General features: G+C 72.1%; 9 protein-coding genes. 6 read left to right on the forward strand and 3 right to left on the reverse strand.

What is annotated here, in order from left to right:
- The first annotated feature begins 233 nt into the window (after positions 1–233).
- The 5 genes from afsQ1 to C1I97_RS25920 all read left to right on the forward strand — a co-directional run bounded on the left by afsQ1 (position 234) and on the right by C1I97_RS25920 (position 4243).
- Positions 234–911, forward strand: coding sequence for a two-component system response regulator AfsQ1 (gene afsQ1 / locus C1I97_RS25900; RefSeq protein ID WP_111005581.1), 678 nt, complete (start codon positions 234–236; stop codon positions 909–911).
- A gap of 142 nt (positions 912–1053) precedes the next feature.
- Positions 1054–2703 (forward strand): sensor histidine kinase, encoded by a 1650-nt coding sequence (locus tag C1I97_RS25905; RefSeq protein WP_111005582.1) that lies wholly within the window; start codon positions 1054–1056, stop codon positions 2701–2703.
- Entirely contained in the window at positions 2700–3305 is a 606-nt protein-coding gene (locus C1I97_RS25910; RefSeq protein WP_111005583.1) for a hypothetical protein, read from the forward strand. The genes C1I97_RS25905 and C1I97_RS25910 overlap by 4 nt, the downstream gene beginning before the upstream one ends.
- A gap of 92 nt (positions 3306–3397) precedes the next feature.
- Positions 3398–3979, forward strand: a complete 582-nt coding sequence (locus C1I97_RS25915) for a VanZ family protein (RefSeq protein ID WP_111005584.1) — start codon at positions 3398–3400, stop codon at positions 3977–3979.
- Positions 3980–4042: 63 nt separating this feature from the next.
- Positions 4043–4243, forward strand: coding sequence for a PspC domain-containing protein (locus tag C1I97_RS25920; RefSeq protein ID WP_111005585.1), 201 nt, complete (start codon positions 4043–4045; stop codon positions 4241–4243).
- 83 nt (positions 4244–4326) lie between these two features.
- Here the strand turns inward: C1I97_RS25920 and C1I97_RS25925 are convergent, their stop codons facing one another.
- Together C1I97_RS25925 and C1I97_RS25930 are read right to left on the reverse strand one after the other, a co-directional pair.
- Positions 4327–4677 carry an ATP-binding protein gene (locus tag C1I97_RS25925; RefSeq protein ID WP_111005586.1) on the reverse strand — a complete coding sequence of 117 codons (351 nt, stop codon included), beginning with the start codon at positions 4675–4677 and terminating at the stop codon, positions 4327–4329.
- A 128-nt stretch (positions 4678–4805) separates the two neighbouring features.
- The gene (locus C1I97_RS25930; protein ID WP_111005587.1) at positions 4806–5969 is read right to left on the reverse strand and encodes an adenosine deaminase; all 1164 of its coding nucleotides are present in this window, start codon (positions 5967–5969) and stop codon (positions 4806–4808) included.
- A 113-nt stretch (positions 5970–6082) separates the two neighbouring features.
- Here C1I97_RS25930 and C1I97_RS25935 point away from each other — a divergent pair, with 113 nt between their 5' ends.
- The gene (locus C1I97_RS25935; protein ID WP_111005588.1) at positions 6083–6844 is read left to right on the forward strand and encodes an alpha/beta hydrolase; all 762 of its coding nucleotides are present in this window, start codon (positions 6083–6085) and stop codon (positions 6842–6844) included.
- Positions 6845–6912: 68 nt separating this feature from the next.
- Here C1I97_RS25935 and C1I97_RS25940 read toward each other — a convergent pair whose 3' ends face one another.
- Positions 6913–7866 carry a LysR family transcriptional regulator gene (locus C1I97_RS25940; protein ID WP_111005589.1) on the reverse strand — a complete coding sequence of 318 codons (954 nt, stop codon included), beginning with the start codon at positions 7864–7866 and terminating at the stop codon, positions 6913–6915.
- Positions 7867–7978 lie beyond the last annotated feature (112 nt).

Raw genomic sequence — 7978 nt, forward strand, 5'->3', positions numbered from 1 at the left:
CCCTCACCCCCGCCCGACACCCGAAGAAGTGCTCACCGCATCCAACGAGCGTCCTGGTCAAAGGTCACGCATTCGAAACCAGAACGCTCGTCGCCCTGCTGCCTGCTGCCTGCTGCTGTCCCACGTCGCGCACCGCCACCGCGACGCTCACTCATGCACACCGGAAGACGCTCAACCACTGTCAACCGGCAGCAGTTCACAATCCCACCCCCGTATGCGCCAGAATGAGGTCCGTGCCTTCCCTGTTGCTGATCGAGGACGACGACGCCATCCGGACGGCCCTGGAGCTCTCACTGACGCGCCAGGGGCACCGGGTGGCCACCGCTGCCAGCGGTGAGGACGGTCTGAAGATGCTGCGCGAGCAGCGGCCGGACCTGATCGTGCTGGACGTGATGCTGCCCGGCATCGACGGGTTCGAGGTGTGTCGGCGCATCCGGCGCACGGACCAGTTGCCGATCATCCTGCTCACCGCCCGCAACGACGACATCGACGTGGTGGTCGGGCTGGAGTCCGGAGCGGACGACTACGTCGTCAAGCCGGTCCAGGGCCGGGTGCTGGACGCCCGGATCCGGGCCGTGCTGCGGCGCGGCGAGCGGGAGGCGAACGACTCGGCGACCTTCGGCAGCCTCGTCATCGACCGTGCGGCGATGACGGTGACGAAGAACGGCGAGGACCTGCAGCTGACCCCGACCGAGCTCAGACTGCTGCTGGAGCTGAGCCGGCGGCCCGGGCAGGCGCTGTCCCGGCAGCAGTTGCTGCGGCTGGTGTGGGAGCACGACTACCTCGGCGACTCGCGGCTCGTGGACGCCTGTGTGCAGCGGCTGCGCGCCAAGGTCGAGGACGTGCCGTCGTCCCCGACGCTGATCCGTACCGTGCGCGGAGTCGGTTACCGCCTGGACACGCCGTCGTGAGCGACGCACGCATCGATGCATCCTGCGCGCAGCGCAGTCGATCGAGGGTGGTGGCGGGCGACGGGCGGGACACCGGCCCGCAGCCGAGCGCGAAAGCCGCACCTCTGCGCCGCGCGGGCGGAGAAGCGAACGGTAAGACACTGTGACCGAACGGCAAGGAGGGTTCCGCGGCTGGGCCGCGAGGCGCGGGAAGGCACTGTCCGGGCTGCGGTTCACCAGTCTGCGTCTGCGGCTGGTCGTCGTCTTCGCGCTGGTGGCGCTGACCGCCGCCGTGTCGGCGTCCGGGATCGCGTACTGGCTCAACCGCGAGGCCGTGCTGACCCGCGCGCAGGACGCGGTGCTGCGCGACTTCCAGCAGGAGATGCAGTACCGCGCGGGCGCGCTGCCGGTGCACCCGTCGCAGGACCAGCTGCAGCACACCGCAGGTCAGATGGCGGGCAGCAGCCAGCGCTTCAGCGTGCTGCTGGTCGGCCAGGACACGAACGGCCGCACGGTGTACGGCAACTCCGGTGGTCTGAGCGGCTTCTCGCTCCAGGACGTGCCCGAGTCGCTGCGCGCCGCGGTGGACAAGCGGCAGCCGCTGTCCTCGGCCAACAAGTCGCCGCACCACCTGTACTGGCAGCGGGTCGTGCGGCACGGCACGCCGTACCTCGTGGCCGGCAGCAAGGTGATCGGGGGCGGTCCGACCGGCTACATGCTCAAGTCGCTGGAGCCGGAGGCCAAGGACCTCAACTCGCTGGCCTGGTCGCTGGGCATCGCCACCGGCCTGGCGCTGATCGGTGCCGCGCTGCTCGCGCAGGCCGCCGCCACGACCGTGCTGAAGCCCGTGCACCGGCTGGGCATCGCCGCGCGCCGGCTCGGCGAGGGCAAGCTCGACACCCGGCTCAGGGTGTCCGGCACCGACGAACTCGCCGACCTGTCCCGTACGTTCAACAACGCGGCCGAGGCCCTGGAGAAGCGGGTCGCCGACATGGCCGCCCGCGACGAGGCCTCCCGCCGCTTCGTGGCGGACATGAGCCATGAGCTGCGTACGCCGCTGACCGCCATCACCGCCGTGACGGAGGTGCTGGAGGAGGAGCTGGACTCCGAGAGCGGCGGCATCGACCCGATGGTCGAGCCCGCGGTCCGGCTCGTGGTCAGCGAGACCCGGCGGCTGAACGACCTGGTCGAGAACCTGATGGAGGTCACCCGCTTCGACGCGGGCACGGCCCGCCTCGTCCTGGACGACGTCGACATCGCCGACCAGATCACCGCCTGCATCGACACCCGCGCCTGGCTGGACGCGGTCGAGCTGGACGCCGAGCGCGGCATCCACGCCCGCCTCGACCCGCGCCGCCTGGACGTCATCCTCGCCAACCTCGTCGGCAACGCGCTCAAGCACGGCGGCTCGCCGGTGCGGGTCTCGGTGCACGAGGCGGACGAGGAGATCGTCATCCAGGTCCGCGACCACGGCCCCGGCATTCCGGAGGAGGTCCTGCCGCACGTCTTCGACCGGTTCTACAAGGCGAGCGCCTCCCGGCCGCGCTCCGAGGGCAGCGGCCTCGGCCTGTCCATCGCCCTGAACAACGCCCACATCCACGGCGGCGGCATCACCGCGGCCAACTCCCCCGAGGGCGGCGCGGTGTTCACGCTGCGACTGCCGCGGGACGCCTCGGCGCTCGCGGCGGAGCGGACGGAGACGGCGGAGCGGACGGAGACAGCCGAAAAGGCGGGAAAGGCCGAGAAGGTGGGAAAGGCGGAGAGCGGCCAGGACGGCGGGAAGGGCACCGGCTCGAAGGGGGCCGCCCGATGAACGCACGCCGGCTCCTGCCGGTGCTCCCCGCCCTGGCCCTGCTGCTCGCCGGCTGCGGGATCCGCTCCACCGAGGTGCCCACGGACTTCGGCGCCGCGCCCTCCCGCGTGCCCTGCTCGCTGTCCCGGCCGGACGTGTCCGCGCAGCCCCCGCGCGGAGTGCCCGTACAGGTGTTCCTGCTGTGCGGCTCGTCGCTGGTGGCCGTCGACCGGACGGTACGGGTGCCGGAGGACACGGCGGACGCACAGCGGCGCGTGATCGTGGCACAGGGGCTGCTCGGCCAGCTCGCCGCGACACCGTCGGCCGGCGAGTCGGCGGCCGGATACACCACGCACGTCCCCGGCGGTCTGACCGTCACCGGACCGCACCCCAAGGACCCCGGGGAGACACTCCGGCTGAGCACCGCACCGGACGGCCTCACCTCGTACGCCCTCGCACAGATCGTCTGCACGCTGTCCGACTCGGCGGCCACCGAGGGTGACGGCTCCGTGGTCCTCGGCGGCCCGGACGACACCCGGCTGCGCCGCTACCGGTGCAGCGAGGAGCTGCGCTCCCGGCCGGGCACCACGAAGCCGCCGTCGGCCCAGGTGACCGACGGCTGACCCACGGGCCGCCGGGCATGTGGCACAGCTCGCACGGCTGCGCGTGCCCGTCTGCCGGAACCGATCGTGCCGGGGGCCGCGTCTAGGGGAGCGTGCAGCGTCAAGGCTCCATCGGCGGCAGCGCCGCGATCCGCGTCCGTGTGACAGGGGGTGTCCTCCTTGTCGCCCATCTCGCGCTCGTCGCCTGGCTCACGCTGCGTCCGCTGGACGTCCCCTGGGTGACACCGCCCAACCTGCGCCCGCTCGCCACCATCCGCGCCGACCTGGCGCTGGACCGGATCGAGGCGGCCCGGCGCATCGGCAAGGGACTCGCGCTGCTCGCTCCGCTGGGCGTCCTGCTGCCGATGGCCCACGGCAGGCTCCGCGTCTCCCCGGTGGCCTCTCTGATCCGTACGCTGGCCGCCGGCACCCTGGTCTCGCTGGCCATAGCCCTGCTGCAGACCGGCGTGCCCGGCCGGGTCGTGGACGTGGACACCCTGCTGCTCAACACCGCGGGCGTGGCCCTGGCCCACCTGGCGATCGTCCCCGCGGGCCGCTCCCGCCTCCGCCACAGGGCCGAGCGCCGGGCCCCCTCGACCGTGCGCCAGGAGGACCCGCCTCAGGGTCGCACCCCGACGATTCCCAGGGTCGGCCTCGCCCCGTGGAGCGACGCTTTGCCCCCTTCGTCTCCCTAACGTGGTCACTGGACGGGGCAGCCGACGGGGAGGCCCCGCACCACGACTCACGGAGGAGTTCGGATGACCGCCCTTGCCCGCCCCACCCACGGCCGCATGATCGGCGGAGTGTGCGCCGCGCTGGCTCGGCGCTTCGGTACCTCCGCGACGACGATGCGCGTGCTCTTCCTGCTCTCCTGCCTGCTGCCGGGCCCGCAGTTCCTGGTGTACATCGTGCTGTGGATCCTGCTGCCCTCGGAGGACAGGGCCGGTTCGACCTGGTAGATCCACCACGGACCGTAAAACGCCGTCGGGGCGCCCCCTGAAACAAGGGGTGCGCCCCGGTCCTACGGCAACCGACAGCCGACTCAGCCCAGCGGCACACCGTTCACCGGCACACCGTGCGTCGGCAGCCCCTGCACCGGCAGCCCGCCGAGCAGGCCGGGGGCCGGCTTGGTCAGGCCGTTCCCCAGCGTGTCACGGGCGACGGGCTGCGCGGCGGCGAGGCCCTTCTGGACCGTGGGCTTGGCCTGGTTCAGCGCCTGACCGGCCGGCAGCGCCTTGCTGACGTTCTCCGTCGGGAGCGCCTTGCTGACGGAGCCGAGCACCTGGCCCGCGTCCGGGGCGGCCGGCGCGGCGTTCGCGGCGCCCGCGCCGACGGCGGCGAAAGCGGCACCGAGGGCGGCGACACCGAGGGTCTTGGCAGCAGACTGCTTCATGAAAATGCGTCCTTGAATGGAAGACGGGGAACTGAGCGGTCCAAGACCGTAAACACGCCGGGCCGCCCGCCGCAAACGCGGAAATGCGGACGGTTTGTGAAGACCGATCGCCCCTCTTCTCCCTTCGGTCAGCCCTCCGATCCCGCAGAACCGCTGGTGGAAGCGGCTCCATGAAACAGCCATTCGGATTTCAGTGCCGCATATCCGGGCTTGATCACGTCATTGATCATCGCCAGTCGTTCATCGAAAGGGATGAACGCTGATTTCATCGCATTGACGGAGAACCACTGCATGTCGTCGAGCGTGTAGCCGAATGCCTCGACAAGGTGCTCGAATTCCCGGCTCATGCTGGTGTGGGACATGAGCCGGTTGTCCGTGTTGACCGTGGCGCGGAACAGCAGCCGCCGCAGCAGCCCGATCGGATGCTCGGCGTACGACGACGCCGCGCCGGTCTGGAGGTTGGAACTGGGGCACAGCTCCAGCGGGATGCGCTTGTCGCGGACGTACGAGGCCAGCCGTCCCAGCTCGACCGTGCCGTCCTCGTGCACCTGGATGTCGTCGATGATGCGCACGCCGTGCCCGAGCCGGTCCGCTCCGCACCACTGCAGCGCCTGCCAGATGGACGGCAGGCCGAAGGCCTCACCGGCGTGGATGGTGAAGTGGTTGTTCTCCCGCTTCAGGTACTCGAAGGCGTCCAGGTGCCGGGTGGGCGGGTGACCGGCCTCCGCGCCCGCGATGTCGAAGCCGGCGACGCCCGAGTCCCGGTGGCGGTTGGCGAGTTCGGCGATCTCCAGGGAGCGGGCCGCGTGCCGCATGGCGGTGAGCAGGGCGCCGACGCGGATGCGCCGGCCGGCCGCCGATGCGGCCCGTTCGCCCTCCCTGAACCCCTCGTTGACGGCCTCGACGACCTGCTCCAGGCTCAGCCCGCCCTCCAGGTGCTGCTCGGGGGCGTAGCGCACCTCGGCGTAGACGACACCGTCCGCGGCGAGGTCCTCGGCGCACTCGCGGGCGACCCGGACGAGGGCGTCGCGGGTCTGCATGACGCCGACGGTGTGCGAGAAGGTCTCCAAGTACCGTTCGAGGGAACCGGAGTCGGCGGCCTCCCGGAACCACAGGCCGAGCTTCTCCGGGTCGGTCTCGGGGAGTTGGGTGTACCCGGCGTCGCGGGCGAGTTCGACGATCGTGGCCGGGCGGAGCCCGCCGTCGAGGTGGTCGTGCAGCAGAACCTTGGGCGCCCGGCGGATCTGGTCCGAGCTCGGGGTGTTCCCCATATGGGCAGTCTGGCTCGTCATTTCCGCACTCTAACGCCTACGCGCGTAGATCACCTCGTGTACACATCCGTCGATATGTAACGGTGACCGCCCGGACGGGTGGCGTACACCGCTGCTTCTGAGACTGTTCTGTCATGACAGAGCAGGCGACGCCGGTTCGCACGGCCCGGCTGGGGAGGACGCTCGGCCCGGAGCCGGCGGCGGTGGGCGGGGCGGTGCTGCTGCTCCCGGGTGGCCAGGAGGTGTCCGGCCGCAGGCCCTCGCCGGTGCGGGCGGCCGCCTCGGTGCGCGGGCTGGGGCGCCGGCTGGCCCGGCTGGGGCGCGACGAGGGCCTGGCCGTGCACGTGGTGCACTACCGCTACCGCGGCTGGAACGGCGGCGAGGCGCATCAGGCCCGCGACGCCGCGTGGGCCGTCGAGGAGGTCGTACGGCGCTACGGGGACGTGCCGGTGTGCCTCGCCGGTCTCGGCATGGGCGGCCGGGCCGCGCTGCACGCGGGCGGGCACGAGGCCGTCGGCTCCGTGGTGGCGATCGCGCCCTGGCTGCCCGGGGACGGCGTGGCGGCCGCGTCCGAACCGGTGAAGCAGCTCGTCGGGCGCAGGGTGCTGATCGTGCACGGTACGAACGACGTGCGGGCCGACCCCGAGCGGTCGTTCCGGTTCGCGGAGCGGGCGAAGAAGGTGAACCGGGACGTGTGCCGGTTCGAAGTCCACACCGACGGGCACGGGTTGCGGCAGTACCGGGGCGAAGTCATCTCCCTCGCCTCGGACTTCGTCATGGGCACGTTGTTCGGGCGGGCGTTCTCGCGGCCGGTCCAGGACGCGCTCGCGGCTCCGCCGCCGCTGGGGCTGCGGATGCCGCTGGCGGCGGGGTTCGGCAGGACGTTGCGGCGGTAGGAGGTGTCCCGCCCGAGCGGGAAGCAGGAGAGACCCCCGCCCGAGCGGGAAACAGGAGACGTCCCCGCTCAGGTGGGGAGCAGCTTCCCTCGTTTCGCCAGCAGGAACTTCTTGAAGGCCGCCACCGGCGGTGTGTCCGGGTGGCCCTCCAGCCAGGCCACGCCGATCTCCCGGGCCGCGCGCGGGGCCGTCACCGTCAGTTCGGCAACGCCCGGGCGGGGGACGGCCGGCGGGGGCAGCAGGGCGACCCCGAGGCCCGCCGCGACCAGGCCCCGCAGCGTCTCGGCCTCCTCGCCCTCGAAGGCGACGCGCGGCTTGAAACCGGCCTCGCGGCACAGGTCGTCGGTGATGCGGCGCAGGCCGTAGCCGGGTTCCAGGGTCACGAAGGTCTCGTCGGCGGCCTCGGCCAGGCGGATGCGGCGGCGGGCGGCAAGGCGGTGGTCGGCGGGGACCACCAGGCGCAGCTTCTGCTCGTCCAGGCGGCGGGCCACGAGGTCGGGCGCGTCCGGCACGGGGGATGTCAGGCAGAGGTCGAGTTCGCCGGCCCGCAGCCGCTTCAGCATGGCCTCGCCGTAGTCCTGTACGAGGCTGAAGCGGACGCGGGGGTGGTCGGCGCGGAAGGTGTGGAGGAGGCCGGGCACGGTCTCGGCGCCCATGGTGTGCAGGAAGCCGAAGGCGACCTTGCCGGCGGCCGGGTCGGCGTCGGCGCGCACCTCGTCGGCGGCGCGCCCGACCTCGGCGAGGGCGCGTTCGACGGAGGCGAGGAAGGTGCGGCCCGCGGGGGTCAGGGAGACGGTGCGGCCCCGGCGGGCGAAGAGGTCGACGCCGAGGTCCGCCTCGAGCCGGGCCATGGCCCGCGACAGCGTGGACTGCGGGACCCGCATCTCCTGCGCGGCACGGGTGACGTGCTCGGTGCGGGCCACGCCGGCGAAATGCGCGAGGCGTGGCGCGAGCAACGCGACGACGTCTTCTGTGTCACCGGTCTGTGACAGGCGCCCCTGTGACCTCTGCTGATGCACCATGGGAACGATTATGGCAAGTCCGTGCATTGGACGGATGAGTACGGGTGTTCCTACGGTCGCAGCATGACTTCCGCCCATACCGGGGCGTCCGCCACCGTGGACGCCGCCACCC

The sequence above is a fragment of the Streptomyces sp. NTH33 genome, assembly GCF_003236365.1.
Lineage (GTDB): Bacteria > Actinomycetota > Actinomycetes > Streptomycetales > Streptomycetaceae > Streptomyces.

What these genes read in the sequence shown, in the direction of transcription:
- C1I97_RS25935 (WP_111005588.1), top strand. Translation starts at nt 6,083, where the DNA reads ATGACAGAGCAGGCGACGCCGGTTCGCACGGCCCGGCTGGGGAGGACG.
- C1I97_RS25910 (WP_111005583.1), top strand. Translation starts at nt 2,700, where the DNA reads ATGAACGCACGCCGGCTCCTGCCGGTGCTCCCCGCCCTGGCCCTGCTG.
- C1I97_RS25920 (WP_111005585.1), top strand. Translation starts at nt 4,043, where the DNA reads ATGACCGCCCTTGCCCGCCCCACCCACGGCCGCATGATCGGCGGAGTG.
- C1I97_RS25940 (WP_111005589.1), bottom strand. Translation starts at nt 7,866, where the DNA reads ATGGTGCATCAGCAGAGGTCACAGGGGCGCCTGTCACAGACCGGTGAC.
- C1I97_RS25930 (WP_111005587.1), bottom strand. Translation starts at nt 5,969, where the DNA reads ATGACGAGCCAGACTGCCCATATGGGGAACACCCCGAGCTCGGACCAG.
- C1I97_RS25925 (WP_111005586.1), bottom strand. Translation starts at nt 4,677, where the DNA reads ATGAAGCAGTCTGCTGCCAAGACCCTCGGTGTCGCCGCCCTCGGTGCC.